This window comes from Binatus sp. (SeqCode), from assembly GCF_049584895.1.
GTDB lineage: Bacteria > Desulfobacterota > Binatia > Binatales > Binataceae > Binatus.
This window is the reverse complement of record NZ_JBAUYR010000141.1, coordinates 1-16361: the sequence shown is the minus strand read 5'-3', so window position 1 is coordinate 16361 and position 16361 is coordinate 1. Positions and strand designations below refer to the sequence as shown.

Genomic DNA, 16361 nt, shown 5'->3' with positions numbered 1-16361 from the left:
GCAATGGTGATGGATTTCAGACGAAAGATTTCGCCTGCGCTGCGGGGCATAGCGATTGGTGCGTTGATCCTGCTGGTCGCGACCGCGGACACGTTGGCGCAGAATCTGCCGCCGCCCGGATCCTATCTGCCGATCCCGAACTTTACCGGCGTGGGAGCGGGATTGCAGTTTCGCGAAGCTATTAACGCGCGGCTTTCGGGCGCCCAGCCAATCGCACCCGCGATCGTCACCCCGACTTTTGCCAATCTGCCCGCCGAGCAGGACGGGATGCTGCTCTATTGCCGGGACTGCAAGAGCGCGGCGCCATGCGTAAATGGCGGGGCAGGTGCTTTCGCTCTCGGCACTCGCGGACAATGGGCGTGCGCCGGCGCGGCTCTGGAAGCTGCTCTGAACGCGAATGGCAACAAGGTGTCGAACCTCGCGAGTGGGACAGTCAATGGAGACGCGCTCGCGTTCGGGCAGAGCGGGGCGCAGCTCAATACCTTGTCGGGCTCGAAGCTCGACGGCAGCGACGCGATCGTTAACGTCAGCCTGAACGGCGTCAAGAACGTGAGGGCTTTCGGCGCGACCGGATCCCTGGCGACGGCGTCGGCCACCACTGTCGCCGGCAGCGCGACGGTCACAGTTAATTCAATCGGCGACTTCAACATCGGGAATTGGATAAAGATCGATCACGCGGGCGCCGCCTCGGATGCGAATACTCCCACCGGCGTAACAATAGCGCCGAACAGTTACGGCTTGAATCCGAATCCGACGTCGGACATTACCAAGACGGCGGCCAACGGGGGCGGGTGCCAGGTGGATTCCGCCACCGGCATCCCCGGCCATAACACCGCGTGCAACGTTTCGTACACTTATCAGATTGTCGGAGTGAGCCAGGCAGGCGGATGGTCGGCGCCGACTGCGGCGGTCTCGACGAGCGCCGGACCCGCGACGCTCAGTACCAACAACAACCTGGTGGTGAGCTGGACCGGCGCTGCGAACGACATCGCGTATCTGATCTATTCGTGCAGCGGCGCATCGTGCACGCCGACGCTGCATGCGGTGATGCCTCACGCGGGTGCGCCGGGCGCTACGGCAGAATTGTATCGCGACTTCGGGCACTCGTTCGGCACCGATGAAGATTTCGGAACCGCGATGCCTTCCGCCGCGACCGCGCAGGATTTGTTCGCACAAATCACGCGCGTGAACGGGAACAGTGTGACGCTCTCGATAGCGCCGGCGCAGACGGGAACGTTCACGATGCGCCACGACGACAGCGTGCCAATCAACGCGGCGATCAATTCGATCTGCGCGCATACGGCGACGGGCGGCACGGTTGGCGGAATCGTCGAGTTTCCCGCGACCTCCACTTACCCACTCGGTCAATCGCTCAATCTGTATGGATGCTGGGGCGTCACGCTCTCGTTGACGGCCGCGCAGAATGGTGACGGCGGACATCCGGTCGAGCTCGAATGGCACGGCGTGACGGGCGGCACCGTGATCAATATGAACAAAGCTGCCGACTCGCGAGTCGCGGGACTGTCGGTCTCGGGAATCAACGGGAACACCGCCGGCGTGATCATTGACGTCGACAATTACCCGACCGGCGGCAGTGGCGACGGCCTCGCGACGCAGCACGATACCTTTGAGCGGCTGGAACTGGGCCGAGCGGGCATCGGGATTCGGGTTGCGAATCGATCGACTGCCAACGTTCAGGATATGAGTTTCCGAGATGTGCAAATCTCGAATCCCTCCAACGGCCAGGGCGGCATGTGGGGTTACTTTTTCGGCGGCAACGGGCAGACCTACAACGAGGAAATCCGCGGTGGGCTGATCGCCGGCCACGACATCGCGATCGTGTCGGCATTCGTCGGACAGCTCGAGATTTACGGCACCGACTTCGAGCAGAACAAGATCGAGGCGTGGACCAGCGATCGTTTCGGCGGCGGCGCGGACGGCAACATGATGTTTTCCGGCGTGACCAGCGAGGGCGCGCAGTCTTTCATCTTCGATCCCAACAGCGCCGGCTCCAACTTCATCATCGACGCGTCGCGAATCGCCGACGCTCCAGGACCGAACGGGTTCGTGATGCAGTTGAACCGGCCGACCGCGATCAAGAGCTCGTGGGTTTGTGGTGGCGGGACCACGATTTGCGGCATCAGCAACGGCAACGCGCCGAATCCGCAGCCGATTCTGTCGATGCAGAACAACTACGGCGACTCGAGTCCGTTTCGCAATGGCGACGGCAGCAACGCGCCTGACACGATGATGTTCACGCAGTTCACCGATTCGATTGCGGGTGGCGTCGTACGAGTGGGCTACTTGAATCACGCGCCGAGCATCGAAGCGTGTTCGAACGTCGGAACGGTGTCGGCCAATACGACGCTGTTGTTCGCAACCAACTCGTGCCAGAAAATTTCCACCACGACGACGGGACTGACCTACACGCTGTTGACCAACGGGTTGATAGCAGACCAGGTCGTGACGGTTGAGTCATACATCACCGGCGCGATTGCGGCGGGTCCCGCATTTGCGACCTCGAACGGTGCAATCAAATGGACCGGAGGCGTGGCGCCCACCTCGAGCGTCGCGAGCGGCTCGGTGGACATACTGAGATTCAAATGGGACGGCACCAACTGGCTCGAGATCAGCCGCAGCATCGGCGACCATTGATTGGCGTTAACCGAGCCGTTCGATAATTCGTTCCATCGCGATTCCGCGCGAACCCTTGACCAACAACACATCGGCGGGCTGCACGAGCCCCGCAACTATTTCCGCAGCGGCGACACTATCGGGCGCCGTGAGTAGCTCGGTGCCGTCCGCGTGGGGAGATGCGACGTCGCGCGCGGAGTTCATCTCGGGGCCGACGGCGACGAATGCGGCGGGCCGCGCGCGCATCACGTCGCGAATCGCTTCCTGATGCGCGATGGCGGACTGGTCACCCAGCTCGAGCATATCGCCCATCGCGATCACCAGGCGCGCGCTGAGTCCGTCGGCGACCTCGCGTGCGGCCGCGAGCGCGGCCCGAATCGAGCGCGGATTCGAGTTGTAAGTGTCGTCGATCACGAAGATGCCGTTGATCGAAGTGCTAGCGAGCCGGCCGGCGACCGGCTGGACGCTGGCAAGCGCCTCGGCGACGGCATCGAGCTCGCGCGATTCGAGCGGCGACGCGCGCATCGCGGCGACGCCGGCGATTGCAGCGGTGCAATTGAGCGCGGCGGCCTCGCCGAGCAGCGCGATTTCAGTTTCGATGAGAGGTTCGACTCCGGTGGCGACCATGTCGCGCGCAAGTTCGACGCGGATGCGCGAACGTGCGCCGGCGCTTCGACTGGCGAGCTGTACGCGAGCTTCAGGCGACTTGCCGAATGTGATTCGGCGCAGATGTTTCGGAATCCGCGCCAACACCATCGGCTCATCAGCCGACGCGACGGCACAGTTTCGGGCAGTCGAGAACAGCGCGGCTTCTTCATCGGCGATATCGTCGAGTGTGCCAAGACCTTCGCTGTGCTCGAGATCGACGTTGAGGACCATCGCGACGTCGGGCTCGACGATTTGCGCGAGCTTTGGAATTTCGCCGCGCGTGTTGGTGCCGCATTCGAGCACGGCCGCGCTATGCTCGCCGGTGAGTGTAAAGATCGTCATCGGCACGCCGATCAGATTGTTAAGATTGCCTGGCGTGGAGAGTGCGGAGCCGAACAACGCGCGAACGACGGCGGCCGTGAGTTCCTTGGTGGTGGTCTTACCGACCGCTCCACCGATTGCGATGAGCGGAAGCCCGCGAGTTTCGCGCGTCCGCACGAGATGGCGTCGCGCGAGCCGGCCCAGCGCGGCGAGTGTATCGTCAACCTCGATACAATTGAGAGCCGGATGACGCCGGCCGGTCTCGACGATAGCGGCTATCGCGCCGCGTTGGGCGGCTTGTGCGAGATAGTTGTGCCCGTCGGCGCCGGCGCCATGCAGTGCAACGAATAACGATCCGGGCCCGAGCGATCGTGTATCGATGCTGACGCCGCGGATGCGATCGATGGCCGAGACAGTCGAGGTGGCGTGGACGAAAGTGCCGCCGGTCGCCTCGACGACTTCTGCGAGCGTGAACTCGCACTGATTGATCGGAATCGGCGTCGCCATCGCGAATACATTGTGCCGAATTATCCGCGGCGCTCATACCGCCGCGGCTTGACATGCGCGCAGTTGATAATCAGCCTGCTGCGTACGAGGGACCACGATGGCAGACAACAATACGCCGATTGTCGGCGTGATAATGGGCAGCAAGAGCGATTGGGAGTACATGTCGGCGGCGGCCGAGGTCATGGAAGAACTTCAAGTGCCGCATGAAGTTCGGATTATGTCGGCGCATCGGACGCCCGACATCACATTGGAATATTCCGCGAGCGCCGCCGGCCGCGGACTGCGGGTGATAATCGCCGGCGCGGGCGGCGCGGCGCATCTTGCGGGCGTGGTCGCGGCGAAGACTATCCTGCCGGTGATCGGCGTGCCGATGCCGACGACGTCGCTCAATGGGATCGACTCGCTGCTGTCGATCGTGCAAATGCCCAAGGGAGTGCCGGTCGCGACAATGGCGATTGGCAAGGCCGGGGCGGCGAACGCGGGCCTGATGGCGGCGCAGATAATCGCGCTCGGCGACGCGAAGCTTGGCGAGCGATTGGTAAAATGGCGGGCGGCGCGCGCGCAGGAATTGTTGCAGCAGAAGATTCCTTAGCGGCCGTGCTAAAGTTCGTGCGATGACCAAACGCGATATCGACACGCCCGCATTGATTCTCGACCTCGACGTGGTCGAGGAAAATATCCGCATGATGGGCGAGTACTTCGCCGCGCGTCCGCAGAAGCTCAGGCCAAATTTCAAGACGCCGAAGACGCCCGAAATCGCGCGGCGGCAACTCGCAGCAGGTGCGATCGGAATAACCGCGTCGAAGCTTGGCGAGGTCGAGGTGCTCGCGCGCGCCGGTCTCGGCCCGGTGCTGCTCGCAAATCAGATCGCGGGGCCGGCCAAGATTGACCGGTTCTTCAGAGCTGCGGCGCAAATCAGTTTGATCGGCACAATCGAGAGCGGGTTCAACGTGCGCGAGTTTGAGGCGGGCGCGGCACGGGCAGGGCGACCGGCCGAGGTGATAATCGAAGTCGATACCGGGATGCATCGATGCGGTACCGAGACCCCCGAGGAGACCGTCGAACTGGTGCGGATGGCGAAGCGGGCAGGGCTGAAATATCGCGGCGTGATGGGCTATGAGGGCCATGCGGTGCTCGTTCCGAATGCTGAAAAACGAATCGCGACGGCGCGTGAGGCGCTGACCACTCTCAGCCGCCATGTCGAAGCGCTGCGAGCGGCGGGCCTCGCGCCGGAAATAGTGAGCGCGGGCGGGACCGGCACTTTCGACATCGCGGGCAACTGGCCCGACGTGACCGAAGTGCAGGCTGGGTCGTACGTTTTCATGGACGGCGCCTATCGAAGCGTGCGCCCGGACCTGGGGCGTCCAGCGCTGACGCTGCTCGCGACGGTCATTTCCCGGCGCGGCGATCGAGCGATAATCGACGCGGGGATGAAATCGCTAACCAACGAGTTCGGGCCGCCGATGGGCAAGGACGTTGCGGTCAAAGTGGCAAGGCTGTCGGAGGAACACGGGCATCTTGCGGCTGGTGAAAGCAGTCTCGAGCCGGGATCGAAAATCGAGGTCGTCCCGAGTCATAATGATACGACGATCAACCTGCACAGTGAGTACTACGTGGTGCGTGGCGACGAAGTGATCGCGACCTGGCCGATCGAAGCCGCGCGTGCGTACCGGTGAGTAATCCGATGCGTGTGAGCTTGCATCGCGCGATCGCGCCACTGGCTATTGCAGTAGCTATTGCAGGATCGGCGCACGCCGCCGACGTCAAGATGGCGGGCAACCTGAACGTGCCCGCGAACGTCAGCGTCGTTGCGATTTGCACCGATCCAGTCGTACAGAACGTGCTCAACGAAGATCTGCGGGCAGGGCGCCATGGCGAGCCGTCGAATCCGGATAATTCGGTGACGCTCACGGTGACGGTGAATCAGCAAATGCTGGCGCCGGGAGTGTCGTTGAATCAGATGTTCCCCGGTGAACCTTCAATGGTGCAGTTGCTGGAGCAAGCAGGGGCCGCGCCGCCGCCGCTGGCTGACGCCGAGAACCAACAACCGGTCGATCCGTTCGCGCAGGAGGCTCGCCGTCAGGCGTTAGCGCCCGAAGATTCTGTCACGGAGCAGTTCAGAGTTTACCAGGCTCGTCGGAACGCGATGGGTAACGGGCCGACGCCGTACGACAACATCCCGAAGGACCAGATTTACGACACTGTGATCGTCGCGCGCGCGTCGTTGGAAGGCGGGACGGATGAGCTAAAGGTGGTCGCGGTGGTGCACTCGGGCGACGATGTGCGACGGGCCAAAGAGCTGGTCGCCGAAGAGATCGCCAACGCCGTGTTGCACTAGCGATTACCTCACCCCTGGCCCCTCTCCCTTCTTCTCTGGAGGGGGATTCAATCGTCACCGGCGGCGGGCGGAGCAGAGCTCGGCGGAGCGGTACGATTCGTCGCGGGTGGAACAGTCGCCGGCCGCTGAACATTGGAGATGGCTGGCGGTGACGAGGGCGGCTGAGCAGCCTCGGGATTCGTCACTACGGCAACCGGCGGAAGAGATTCGTTCGGCGCTTGCGCGCTGGATCCCATAGCAGCCGGCGAGGTTGCCGGGGCTGGAGGCGACGCTTCGTGATCCTCAATGCGGCGCCATGCGAAATCCGCCAGCATGAGAACGACCGCTCCGACGAGGACTGCGAACAGGATTCGGCGGCTCGAGCCGGGCTTCTTCTCGGCCATCGTGATCTCTTGCGAGATTCGCACCACGTTCGCCTCGGCATGTTGAACGTTGCTGACGAAGCGGGAGGCGATTTCTTCGGCGTCGAGACCCAGGAAGGTTGCGTAGCGGCGAAGGAACGGGACCAGGTAAAGCCGATCCGAAATCTGGTCGTAGCTGTCGGTCTCGATCATCTTGACGTAATGCGGCGGCAGATGAGCCTCGGTTGCGACTTGCTCGCGAGTCAGGCCCTTGCGTTCGCGGGCTTCGGTAATCACGTGGCCGAGCGACGGTTCCGACTCGGCGCCGTTAGCTTCGGATTCCGCAGCCTGATTTTTGGATTTGGATTTCTTGTCGGACACCTTCGATCAATCTCTCCACGCAAAGCTACAGTCGAACGCGCCCGAATCCAAGTGGCTCGATTCGGGTTCCGCTATTTTTTTACACTGATCTCGAGGCAAGCGGCTGCTGACGGTGGCGGCGCGAGGGCGCCATTGTAAAGCGCGAACTTTTTTCCCCCGCATCCGACAACAACCGGCGCGGGTTTCAGTGAATCATCGAGGGCCTTCAGATCGCGATCATTCGCAATCAGGACCATGCACGAGCCCGACGACCAGATTTGGCGCAAGCGCCCTTCGGAACCGATAAGGAACGGCGACTTCGTAGGCGTCGGCGGGGAAACTTCGGATAGCTCGCCCCAATACTCGACCCGGGTCTCGCGCCTGCGCGTGTAGAACGGGAGTGATTGAACATAGTGGCGATACGAGGCGAGCGCGCAGTCGCCGGCGAGATAGGGTTGAACCGCTCGCGCGAGGTTGCGATACGTGGAAATCGAAGATGCGTCTTCGCGGATGCGAGCAGACAGCGGGACTGTCGCGAGCATCGCGAGCGCAAGCGCGCCGATCGCCTGCGTAACGCGCGATGCGTTGCGCCCAAGCGCATACATCACAACCGCGCCAGCGGCCAGAACGGTGGCAATCAGCAATGCGTCGGCGCCCAGCGCCGCATTTATCGGCCCGCGTGCGAGCTCGACAAATATGAAGACAGCAGACGCGAGCACCAGGTTCGCAATCGCAATGAGCGCGAAAAGGCGCCGGCGACTCGAGTCATCAACTGCACGCAGTCGCGCGAGGCCGTACCCTGCGACAATCGCGAGCGGAGGAAGCGCGGGCAAGATGTAGCTGCCGAGCTTCGAGCGTGGAATCGAGAAGAACACGAAGATGACGATGAACCAGATGGCGAGAAAGCTCGCATCGGAGCGGCGGGATGAGGCAGGAACGCTGTTGGGCAAGATGTCGTCAGCGCGCATCGCGGACCATCCGAGCGGGACGAAGAAAATCCACGGCCACATCCCGCCGAGCACGATCGAGATGAAGAACCACGGGCCCCATCCGTGTTCGCTCGACGTCGTGTAGCGCTCGAGATGTTCGTGGATGAAGAAAAAACGCAGGAACCCCGGATTCCGCGCCTCCATCAAGATGAACCATGGCAGAACGATCGCGGCATAGATGAGCCCGCACCAAACCAGCGGCATCCGCACGATTTCGCGCAGGCGGTGCTCAATCGCCAGCCATGCCAGAGCGATCGCGCCTGCGAGCAGCAATGCGATAGGGCCTTTGGCCAGAGTGCCCATCGCGAGCATCGCGGCGGAAATCAGCATCCATCGGCGAGCCGACGGTTGCGAGAATGAATCCTCGCGCGCAGCGAGGTAAAACGTCGCCAGAGCAGCAGTCAGAAAAAATGCCAGCGCGGGATCGAGCGTCGCGAATCGCGCGAAGCCAAAAAAGAGCGGACTCAGCGCGAGCACGAGGGCAGCGAAAAATCCCGCTGTCGCGCCGAACATCACCTCGGCCAACGCGGCGGTGGCGACCACTTGCCCGACACTGAACAACGCGGCCGGTAGCCGTACCGCGAATTCGTTGGGGCCGAAGATTCTTATTGCCGCGGCCTCGGCCCAATATGCCAGCGGAGGCTTTTCGAAATACAGCTCGAAGTCGTCGCGCGGCGTGACATAGTCGCCTGACAAAACCATCTCGCGCGCGATTTCCGCGTAGCGGCCTTCGTCTGGCTCCCAGAGCGCGGGTCGACCGAGGCCGGGAAGATAGAGAATCACAGCGAGCAGCGCATAGATGGTGAGTCGGAGGGAGCGGTTGGCGGCGAGCATCGTCGATGCAGTCTCGCGACCTGATCACCCGCGGTCAACCGGGTCGGCAGGCACTGTCTTTAATTTCGCGATGCTGTCTGCAAGAATCACATCACGCGACGGTGGTTTCGGATGGGTAGATAGACGGTCAGGTCGCGCACGTTTCTTGAGCTTGCCAGGCAAAATAACACCGATTCGAGGAACTTCGGCCGTATCGCGCACCGTGGGCGAACTGGTATCGATCGTGGTGCCGGTCTTCAACGAATCGGCGAACCTCGCATCGCTGTGGTCGCGGCTCAAGCCGGTGCTCGACGGCCTGGACCGTCCGTGCGAGACGATCTTTGTCGATGACGGATCGCGCGACGACTCGCTCGGTATCCTGCGCGAAATTGCTGCGGGCGAAGAAGGGCGCGTGCGGGTCGTGGAGTTGGCGCGAAATTTCGGACAGCATTCGGCGATCCTCGCGGGCTTCCGACAATCGCGCGGTGAGATCGTCGTCACGCTCGATGCGGACTTGCAGAATCCGCCGGAGGAAATTCCGCGGCTGATCGCGGCGATCGACGAAGGCAACGACGTGGTCGGCGGATGGCGCGAGGAACGTCACGACCAGGCGTATCGCCGATATGCGTCGCGGCTGCAGAACCGGCTGACCTCGTTAGTCGTCGGCGTGCCGATGCATGACTACGGATGCATGCTGCGCGCGTATCGGCGTCATATCGTCGAAACGGTGGTCGACTGCGATGAGAAAGCGGCGTTCGTACCGGCGCTGGCGAACACGTTCGCCAAGCGTGTCGCCGAGATCCCGGTCGGTCATGACGATCGGGCAAGCGGCGCGTCGAAGTACAACTTGTTCAGTTTGGCGAAGCTCAGTCTCAACCTGATCACCGGATTTTCGCTGATTCCGATCCAGATGCTGAGCATGACCGGGATCGGAATTTCGTTCCTGGCCGTGATGATGGCGGTCGTGCTCCTTGGGCATCGGCTGATCTACGGCCCGCAAGAAGAAGGTGCGCTGTGGACGCTGTTCGCGGTGCTGTTCTTCTTCATCGGGATGATATTCCTGGCGCTTGGGCTGATCGGCGAGTACGCCGGACGTATCTATATAGAAGTGCGACGGCGCCCCACCTACATCATCCGAAAGATCCATGCGCCTGACCGCAAGCCGGGCGATTCGCAAGCGGACAAAGTGCGCGAGGTCTACGAAGGGGACCGCAAATCCGATGATTCTCGCGCCGAAAAGCGCGATTGACGATCAATCGTGGAGTCCAACCTCTCGAGCGTCGCGTCCGGCGCGACTGTGAAATCGGCTCGATGCGTGCTGTTCGCGTACCACGATTCGGGTTACGCGTGCATGAACGCGTTGCTGAAGATAGGCGCGCCGATCGTCGCGCTGTTCACGCATCGCGACGATGCGCATGAAGAGATCTGGTGGCGGTCGTGTGCGGAACTGGCCGCGCGCCACGACGTCCCGGTGCATATAGATGAGAGCATCGAGGCAGTGGCGGCGGCGATCGGCGCATTGAAGCCGTCGATAATCTATTCTTTTTCCTACCGCCACCTGATTCCCGAGAGCGTGCTCGAACTGGCTCCGCTCGGTGCCTTCAATCTGCACCCGTCGTTGCTGCCGGCGTATCGGGGGCGCGCGCCGGTGAACTGGGTGCTGGTGAACGGAGAGCGCGAGACGGGCGTCACGCTGCATCATATGGTCGCGCGCGCGGACGCCGGAGATATAGTAGGGCAGCGTGCGGTCGCGATCGACGACAGCGACAATGCGCTGATGTTGTACCGCAAGCTGGTGCCGTTGGGCGTCGAGCTGATCGATGAGCTGCATCCAAAGATCGTCGCCGGCTTCGCGCCGCGGCGAAAGTTGGAAATCGCGAAGGGCAGTTACTTCGGGCGCCGCAGGCCGGAGGACGGGCGGATAGATTGGCGATGGCCGGCGCGAAGAATTTTCAACCTGGTGCGAGCCGTGACGCATCCGTATCCCGGTGCGTTCTGTTTCGTTGACGGGCGTAAGCTGCTGGTATGGGAAGCGAAAATTGGCGCGGGAAATGGTCCATGCGGTGCGCCCGGTAAAGTCGTGCGCGAACTGGCGGACGGTGCACTTGAAATTGCGGCCGGCGACGGCAGTGTGATCGTGAAGGTTGCGCAGTTCGAGGGAGGCGTCGAAGGCATTGCGCGCGAGGCTCTTTCGCAATCGGCGCGCGTCAAAGATACTATTCAATTCGATTAGTTTCGCGGAGGTCACATGCAGCTCGACCCGGCGCCTGATTTTCAATTTTCGTGGAAGTCGCACTAAAGATCGACGTCGATACCCATCAGGGGCTCGAGCTGGGCGTGCCGCGACTCGCCGCGATGCTCGAGAGCGAGGGCGTCGCAGCGAGTTTCTACGTGTCGATGGGGCCGGACAATTCCGGGCGCGCGATTCTGCGGGTGTTTCGAAATCGCGGATTCCTGGCGAAGATGTTTCGCACCAAGGCCGTCTCGATGTACGGCACGCGCACTGTTCTCTCCGGGACTCTGCTGCCGTCGCGGCCGATCGCATTGTCGTTCCCCGAAATCATCCGCGACTTGAAAGCGCGCGGCTTCGAGGTTGGCGTGCACGGCTACGATCACGTGCGGTGGCAGGATCATCTTGATGACATCGGCGAGGCCGGCGTACGCAACGAACTCGAAGATGCGTTCGAGGCATACCGCGCGATACTGGGTGAACCGTCGAGGAGTTTCGCCGCTCCCGGATGGCGTACAAACAATGAGGCGCTCATTGCGCTCGACGCGATGGGTCTCGACTATCGCAGTGACACGCGAGGAATCGCGCCCTACCAATGCGTCGTCGAGGGGCAAGTTCTCGCGACGCCGGAGATTCCGACCACGTTGCCGACCCTGGACGAGGTGATGGGGCGGCGCGATTTGTCCGATGACGATGCCGTGCGCGAGTTCTATCTCGGCTTGTGTAAGCCCGACGCGCTGAACGTGCATACGATTCACGCCGAGACCGAAGGGATGGGGCAGCTGGAGAGCTTCACGGCGCTGATTCGTGCGCTGAAGGAACGCGAGGCAACATTTGTGCAACTGCGCGAGGTGTCGAGGCGGATGAATCGCGCGGAACTGCCGGCATGCGAGGTGATTCGCAGCACGCTGCCTGGCCGGGCAGGGTGGATTTCGGCGCAGGGGCCGGCGCGCGTTCCGCCCGAATGACGAATCAGTCGCGGGTGTGTTATACCCCGGGGACTAGAATTCAAACGCAGAGGTTCCGCAATGCCGACGCAAAATCATTTTGCCGATAGTCCACGTGAAGTAGGCCTCGATCCAGCAAAAGTGGAAGCGCTTTTCAGTCGTGCAGAGCGCGAAGTTAAAGATGGGCTGCTGCCATCGACGCAGATCGCGATCGCTCGTAACGGAAAAATCGGTGCGATGCGCACGGTTGGGCGCGCGGTCCAGGGTGGAAGTGAGAAGCCTGCGACCAACGACACGCTCTACGTGATTTTTTCCTGCACCAAGGCGATCATGTCGGCGGCCTCGTGGATTCTGATCGGCGAGGGCAAACTCAAGCCTAGCGAGGTGGTCGCGGAGATCATCCCCGAGTTCGGAACCAACGGTAAGGACAAGATGACCGTCGAGCAGGTGCTCCTCCACGTCGGCGGATTTCCCAACGCGCCGTATCCGCAGGACGAATGGGGCGACAAGAGCAAACGGCTCGAGCGGTTTGCCAAGTGGCGGCTGGAATGGCCGGTCGGCAGCAAGTTCGAATACCATCCGACGTCGGGCTTCTGGGTGATCGCGGAAATAATCGAACGTCGCACCGGCAAGGATTTCCGTCAGTTCGTGCACGAACGTATTTCGACGCCGCTCGGACTTCCGGAATTGCGGGTCGGCCTGCCGCGCGAATTTCAAAGTCGCGTTGCGCAGCTTTGCTATGTCGGAGAGGCACTATCCGATGAGGAGCGAAAGAAACTCGGCTTGCCTGCGATGCCCGAGACCGAAGTCACCGAGGACGCGATCTTAGGATTCAATCGCCCCAATGTGATGGAAGCCGGCGTGCCCGGCGGCGGCGGAGTGATGACGGCGGGCGACCTCGCGCTCTTCTACCAGGGCCTGTTGCACAATCGCAGTGTCGACGGCGCGCCGATCATCAAGCCTGAAGCATTGAAAGATGCTTTGCGAGTCAGGTCGGGTGACTACAAGGATCCGATTTTCGGTGTCAAGTGCAACCGCGCGCTCGGAGTAGTTGTGGCCGGAGGCGACGGGCTCGCGAACTACCGCGGTTTCGGCAAGACCAACTCGGCGCTGGCATTCGGTCACGGCGGCGCGGGCGGACAGATCGGATGGGCCGATCCGGCGACAGGGATTTCGATCGGCTACACCACCAACGGTTTCGACCGCAACGACGTGCGACTGGGACGTCGCGGCGTCGCAATCTCAAGCCTCGCAGCAGTCTGCGCAGCGTAGAGGTGACGGCCTACTCAGCGAACGGGTTGCTGACCACGATCGTGGCTTCGCGCTCTTTGCCGACGCCGATCATTGCGATTGGCACTCCTACCAGTTCGCTGATTCTCTCGACGTAGCGGCGCACGCTCGACGGTAATTCTGCGAGCGTGCGCGCGCCGGCCGGGCTCTCGCTCCATCCGGGCATCTCTTCGAAAATCGGCTTGGCGTTGATAAGCATCCGATGTGACGGCGGCATATCGTCGTAGCGCTTTCCCTTCACGACGTAGCCGACGCAAATTTTAATCGGATCGATCCCGGTCAGAACGTCGAGCTTGGTGAGCGCGAGCGCCCACATCCCGTTGACGCGAGCGGTGTAACGCGCGAGCACGGCATCGAACCATCCGATCCGTCGCGGACGACCGGTGGCGCTGCCGAACTCGTCGCCTTCTTCACGCAATGAATCCGCGAGATAGCCAGTGAACTCACTGGGAAATGGTCCCCCACCGACGCGCGTCGTGTAGCCCTTGCTGATGCCAAGTACCGCCTCGAGATTTCCCGGCCCGATGCCGGTGCCGCCGAAGACTGCGCTGGCTACGCAACTCGATGAGGTCACGTATGGGTAGGTGCCGTGATCGATGTCGAGCATCGTGCCGTGGGCGCCTTCGAACAGCACGCGCTGGCCGGCGTCGATCGCTTCGCTGACGAACGCGCCCGTGTCGCACAGATAAGGGAGCAACTTGCGACGCGCTTTTTTCATTGCGTCGATCGTTTCGTCGGCCTTGATTGGTTTCGTTTTGAGCAATGCCTTCAGGTAGGCGTTCTTCTCGATGATGTTGCGGCGGAGCTTCTCTTCGAAAAATTTGAAATCGAGCAAGTCTTCGAATCGCAATCCCACCCGCGCCATCTTGTCTTCGTAAGCCGGGCCGATGCCGAATCCGGTTGTGCCGATTGCGCGCTTACCCGCACGCGCCTCGCGCGCGCGATCGATCGCCAGATGATACGGCATCACCATGTGCGCTTCGTAACTGATCTTGAACAGGCTGTCGTCGGCGAGATGTCCGCTGCGCTTGAGCTCCGCGATTTCACCGAGCAGTGCGATTGGATTGACGACTAAGCCGTTGCCGATCACGCAAGCCTTGCCAGGATGAAGCGCGCCCGCAGGCACCAGCCGCAACACAAACTTTTTCCCGCCGACCACCAGCGTGTGGGCGGCGTTGTTTCCGCCCTGGAAGCGGACGACCACGTCGGCGTCGGCCGCGAGCATATCGACAATCTTGCCCTTGCCCTCATCGCCCCACTGCGTGCCGACCACGGCAACTGTTTTCATGTCTCTCCCCCGACCGGCGTCAAGTTTCGCGGCCTCCGCGCGCACCTGTCGCGCTGAAACTTGCCACGCGCGAAATAAATTCAGAGCTTGAGCAGCGACGCCGCCGTAATCGCGGGAATCGTCTTGAGCTTGTCGAGAACGGCGCCCGGCACGGGTTCGTCCACTTCGAAAATGCTGAGCGCGGTTCCTCCCACGCGATCGCGGCCGAGTTCCAACCCGCCAATATTTATTCCCGCCTGCCCCAGCATTGTGCCCACCGCGCCGACCACGCCGGGCACGTCGCGATTATGAAGCATCAGGAAGTAGCCCTCGGGCACCGCCTCGACGCGGTAGCCGTCGATTCGAGTCAGGCGCAGCGCGCGATTTCCCAGCACTGCCCCAGAGACTTCATGCTCTCCGGCACCGGTGCGAACCCTCAGCGTCAGCGTGTTGACGTAATCGGTCACTTCGCGCGAGCGCGTTTCGACAATGCTAATTCCGCGCTCGCGTGCGATAAACGGCGCGTTGACGTAATTCAAATCCTCGTCGAGGAACCCGCTCATCAAGCCCTTCAGGACGGCGGCCGTGATCGCGTCGGGCTTGAGATTCGCGGCCTCACCGCCGAACGCAAGCGTCAGCTCAGTGGGCGCGTCGGTGATCAGTTGCGCCGCGAGCCTGCCCAGCTTTTCGCCAAGTGTCAGATGAGGCCCGAGTATTTCGAGCTCCTTGGTCGACAGCGCCGGGATATTGACCGCCTGACGAATCGTGCCGTCAATCAGGAACTCTGCAACCTGATGCGCGATATCCACCGAGACCTGGACTTGCGCTTCATCAGTGGCCGCGCCGAGATGCGGCGTCGCGATCACAGAGTCGAGCTGGAGCAGCGGATGATTTGCAGGCGGCGGTTCCTCGACGAACACGTCGAGCGCGGCGCCGGCCACTTTGCCGGATTTCAGCGCGTCGGCGAGCGCTGCCTCGTCGACGATACCGCCGCGGGCGCAGTTGATGATTCGCACGCCCTTCTTCATCTTCGCGAATGCCGCGGCGCCGACAATTCCCCGCGTGTCGTCGGTCAACGGGGTATGAACGGTGATGAAGTCGGCCCGCGCAAAAAGCTCGTCGAGACTGACCAGCTCGACGCCGACGCGTCCCGCAGCTTCAGCTGTCAGGATCGGATCGTATCCGATCACTTTCATCCTGAGCCCAAGACCGCGGTCAGCGACGATTCGCCCGATATTTCCGAGACCCACGACGCCGAGCGTCTTGTTACAGACCTCCGTGCCGGTAAATTTGCTGCGTTCCCATTTGCCCGCGTGAATCGAGGAGTTGGCGGCCGGAATATGCCGCGCCAGCGCCATCATCATCGTGACCGCGTGCTCGGCGGTGGTGACGCTGTTGCCGGTCGGGCTGTTCATCACGACGATTCCGCGGCGCGTCGCCGCTTCGATATCGACGTTGTCGACTCCGACGCCGGCGCGCCCGATCACTTTGAGCGAGGTGGCCGCATCGATCACTTCGCGGGTGACGCGCGTGCCGCTGCGAATCAGCAGCGCGTCGTAGGGTGCGATTATTTTCGCGAGTTCGTCGGGCTTGAGGCCCGTCTTGACGTCAAACTGTAACTGCGGGAAGCGCTTGAGGACCTCGATCCCCTGCGCCGCAAGCGAGTCGCTTAGAAG

General features: G+C 62.1%; 13 protein-coding genes. 8 read left to right on the top strand and 5 right to left on the bottom strand.

Annotation, left to right across the window (positions count from 1 at the left end; translation table 11 throughout):
* The first annotated feature begins 9 nt into the window (after positions 1 to 9).
* Positions 10 to 2655: a hypothetical protein gene (locus WB650_RS23310; RefSeq protein WP_422302373.1), complete on the top strand. Its 2646-nt coding sequence runs from the start codon at positions 10 to 12 to the stop codon at positions 2653 to 2655.
* A 6-nt stretch (positions 2656 to 2661) separates the two neighbouring features.
* Here WB650_RS23310 and WB650_RS23305 read toward each other — a convergent pair whose 3' ends face one another.
* Positions 2662 to 4110 carry a UDP-N-acetylmuramoyl-tripeptide--D-alanyl-D-alanine ligase gene (locus WB650_RS23305; protein WP_422302375.1) on the bottom strand — a complete coding sequence of 483 codons (1449 nt, stop codon included), beginning with the start codon at positions 4108 to 4110 and terminating at the stop codon, positions 2662 to 2664.
* A 97-nt stretch (positions 4111 to 4207) separates the two neighbouring features.
* Between WB650_RS23305 and purE the strand changes: the two genes are divergently transcribed.
* Genes purE through WB650_RS23290 form a run of 3 tightly spaced genes read left to right on the top strand, consistent with a single transcriptional unit; the run spans position 4208 to position 6448 of the window.
* Positions 4208 to 4702, top strand: coding sequence for a 5-(carboxyamino)imidazole ribonucleotide mutase (purE, locus tag WB650_RS23300; RefSeq protein WP_422302377.1), 495 nt, complete (start codon positions 4208 to 4210; stop codon positions 4700 to 4702).
* Positions 4703 to 4724: 22 nt separating this feature from the next.
* Positions 4725 to 5786, top strand: a complete 1062-nt coding sequence (locus WB650_RS23295; protein ID WP_423962232.1) for a DSD1 family PLP-dependent enzyme — start codon at positions 4725 to 4727, stop codon at positions 5784 to 5786.
* Positions 5783 to 6448 (top strand): hypothetical protein, encoded by a 666-nt coding sequence (locus tag WB650_RS23290; RefSeq protein WP_422302381.1) that lies wholly within the window; start codon positions 5783 to 5785, stop codon positions 6446 to 6448. The genes WB650_RS23295 and WB650_RS23290 overlap by 4 nt, the downstream gene beginning before the upstream one ends.
* Positions 6449 to 6495: 47 nt before the next feature.
* On the opposite strand, the gene WB650_RS23285 is transcribed toward WB650_RS23290, so the two are convergent.
* Together WB650_RS23285 and WB650_RS23280 are read right to left on the bottom strand one after the other, a co-directional pair.
* Entirely contained in the window at positions 6496 to 7170 is a 675-nt protein-coding gene (locus WB650_RS23285; protein ID WP_422302383.1) for a helix-turn-helix domain-containing protein, read from the bottom strand.
* A gap of 71 nt (positions 7171 to 7241) precedes the next feature.
* Positions 7242 to 8972: a glycosyltransferase family 39 protein gene (locus WB650_RS23280; protein WP_422302384.1), complete on the bottom strand. Its 1731-nt coding sequence runs from the start codon at positions 8970 to 8972 to the stop codon at positions 7242 to 7244.
* A gap of 151 nt (positions 8973 to 9123) precedes the next feature.
* Here WB650_RS23280 and WB650_RS23275 point away from each other — a divergent pair, with 151 nt between their 5' ends.
* The 4 genes from WB650_RS23275 to WB650_RS23260 are packed head-to-tail and all read left to right on the top strand — an operon-like array spanning position 9124 to position 13400.
* Positions 9124 to 10200, top strand: a complete 1077-nt coding sequence (locus WB650_RS23275; protein WP_423962229.1) for a glycosyltransferase — start codon at positions 9124 to 9126, stop codon at positions 10198 to 10200.
* Positions 10201 to 10209: 9 nt separating this feature from the next.
* Positions 10210 to 11184, top strand: a complete 975-nt coding sequence (locus WB650_RS23270; RefSeq protein WP_422302388.1) for a formyltransferase — start codon at positions 10210 to 10212, stop codon at positions 11182 to 11184.
* Between the two features lie 50 nt (positions 11185 to 11234).
* The gene (locus WB650_RS23265; protein WP_422302390.1) at positions 11235 to 12149 is read left to right on the top strand and encodes a polysaccharide deacetylase family protein; all 915 of its coding nucleotides are present in this window, start codon (positions 11235 to 11237) and stop codon (positions 12147 to 12149) included.
* 60 nt (positions 12150 to 12209) lie between these two features.
* Complete coding sequence (locus tag WB650_RS23260; RefSeq protein ID WP_422302392.1) at positions 12210 to 13400, top strand: serine hydrolase domain-containing protein; 1191 nt, start codon at positions 12210 to 12212, stop codon at positions 13398 to 13400.
* Between the two features lie 10 nt (positions 13401 to 13410).
* Here the strand turns inward: WB650_RS23260 and WB650_RS23255 are convergent, their stop codons facing one another.
* The gene (locus WB650_RS23255) at positions 13411 to 14706 is read right to left on the bottom strand and encodes an adenylosuccinate synthase (RefSeq protein ID WP_422302394.1); all 1296 of its coding nucleotides are present in this window, start codon (positions 14704 to 14706) and stop codon (positions 13411 to 13413) included.
* 80 nt (positions 14707 to 14786) lie between these two features.
* The coding region (gene serA, locus WB650_RS23250) for a phosphoglycerate dehydrogenase (RefSeq protein ID WP_423962227.1) at positions 14787 to 16361 on the bottom strand (1575 nt) is incomplete at its 5' end.

Excerpts from the sequence above, each read along its gene's own strand:
- WB650_RS23260 (WP_422302392.1), top strand. The coding sequence starts at position 12,210 with ATGCCGACGCAAAATCATTTTGCCGATAGTCCACGTGAAGTAGGCCTC.
- WB650_RS23280 (WP_422302384.1), bottom strand. The coding sequence starts at position 8,972 with ATGCTCGCCGCCAACCGCTCCCTCCGACTCACCATCTATGCGCTGCTC.
- WB650_RS23255 (WP_422302394.1), bottom strand. The coding sequence starts at position 14,706 with ATGAAAACAGTTGCCGTGGTCGGCACGCAGTGGGGCGATGAGGGCAAG.
- WB650_RS23305 (WP_422302375.1), bottom strand. The coding sequence starts at position 4,110 with ATGGCGACGCCGATTCCGATCAATCAGTGCGAGTTCACGCTCGCAGAA.
- WB650_RS23295 (WP_423962232.1), top strand. The coding sequence starts at position 4,725 with ATGACCAAACGCGATATCGACACGCCCGCATTGATTCTCGACCTCGAC.
- purE (WP_422302377.1), top strand. The coding sequence starts at position 4,208 with ATGGCAGACAACAATACGCCGATTGTCGGCGTGATAATGGGCAGCAAG.
- WB650_RS23310 (WP_422302373.1), top strand. The coding sequence starts at position 10 with ATGGATTTCAGACGAAAGATTTCGCCTGCGCTGCGGGGCATAGCGATT.